Raw genomic sequence first — 1,627 nt, 5'->3', positions numbered from 1 at the left:
GCCGGGGTCCCGGCCTTCTGCGGCGCCCGCCGCGCGGAGTCGTGCGCCTGCGGTCCGGTCAGGGACGCCAGCAGCGCCGCCGCGGCCAGCAGCGCCGTCGCCCCGAGCGAGGCGCCCGTCCGCAGCCGGACCGTCCGCTCGCTGCCTTCGCGCGCGGTGCGGGCGGACGGGAGTCCGGGCAGCGCCTCGGAGCCGGCCATCTCCTCCAGCATCGAGCGGATGATCTCCCTGCGCCGGTCGGGTGCGACACGGCACAGCACAGGCACGTACTCGGCCAGCGCCTCGCGCGCGTGCATCAGCCGTGCGGCCGTGGCGGCGGTGCCGGCCTCGCTCTCGGCGGCCGTCTCCGCCAGGCCCAGCCCGAGGCCGTCGTGCAGGAGCAGCGTGCGGCGGTAGGAGGGGGGCAGGTCCAGCAGTGCCTCGGGCGGCAGCCTCCCGCCGCTCTCCTCCGGTCCGTCCTCGCCCGGTCCGCTCCCGCCCGCCGAAGCCCCCGGCCCGCGCCTCCGGGCCGCGCGGCGGCGGGGATCCAGCCGGTGCCAGGGCGAGAGCGCGTGGTCGTACGCGGCCGTCCGCACCCAGCCGGCCGGGTCCCGGTCCACGGCGACCTCGGGCCACCGCTCCCACGCCTGCCGGAAGGCCTGGCGCACGGCCTGTACCGCCAGGGCCCGGTCGCCGGTGAGCAGATATGTCTGGCGCAGCAGTGGCCGGGCCAGACGCGCGTACAGCCGGTCGAACGCCTCGGCCGGTCCGTCAGCCGCCTCCGGACGGGGGGTGTCCGCGGCCTCGGCGAGCCCGGGCGGCGGCCCGGAGCCGGACTCCTCGCGCTCGGCGCTGTCCGGGACCGCGTCCTTCGCGGGTGCGGGGGTGGAGAGTGTCTCGGTCATGCTGGCCGCCCCCTACGGGTCGTCATGATTGCGGCGGTATGGACGCCATACCGCCGCACTGTATGAAAAAATTTCATAGCGCACCGTGTGCGACACATCGGTTCTTTCCCCGCTCCCCGAATGAACCGGGCGTTGTTGGCAGCATGGCGGCGTGCGTCCCACGACCCGCCGCGAAACATCGCCCTCCCCACCGCCCCCGCATGCCCCCGTGCCCGCCCGCCATGCTCCGGCCACCCCCCGGGACCGTCTTCTCGACGGTGCGATGGCCGCGGGCCTGGGCCTGGGCGGAATCGCAGTCCTCGTCATGCTGCTGTGGATCACCTCGCCCCACCCCGACGACGGCCCCGACGGCGCGCTGCGCATCGCCGCCGATCTCTGGCTGGTGGCACACGGTGCCCCTCTCGTCCGCACCGAAACCCTCAGCGGTTCTCCCGCCCCGATCGGGCTGGTACCCCTGCTGCCGTGCGCCGTGCCGGTGTGGCTGCTCCACCGCACGGCCCGCGGCGCGGTCCGCGGACCGGGTTCCGGCGGGGCGGACGCGGGCGCGGCATGGCGTGCCACGGGCTGGATCGTCGCCGGATACCTGCTGGTCGCGGCGTCCGTCACCGTCTACGCGGCCTCCGGCCCCATCCGGGTCGATCCGCCGGCCGCCGCGCTCCGCCTGCCCGTCGTGGTGGCCGCCGCCGCGGCCGCCGGGGTGTGGACGGGCCTGGGTCTGTCTCTTATACAAAAAACCCATCCCA

1 protein-coding gene and 1 pseudogene are annotated in these 1,627 nt (G+C 75.8%); one reads left to right on the top strand and one right to left on the bottom strand.

Annotated elements, in window-relative coordinates; genetic code table 11:
- Window positions 1-884: pseudogene (locus AC2CJA_RS26550) on the bottom strand (DNA-directed RNA polymerase sigma-70 factor); the annotation flags it as partial.
- A 208-nt stretch (window positions 885-1,092) separates the two neighbouring features.
- Here AC2CJA_RS26550 and AC2CJA_RS26545 point away from each other — a divergent pair.
- The coding region (locus AC2CJA_RS26545; RefSeq protein ID WP_484605196.1) for a cell division protein PerM at window positions 1,093-1,627 on the top strand (535 nt) is incomplete at its 3' end.

Source organism: Streptomyces sp. ATLC9, from assembly GCF_057196705.1.
This window is presented reverse-complemented; position numbering and strand designations above follow the sequence as displayed.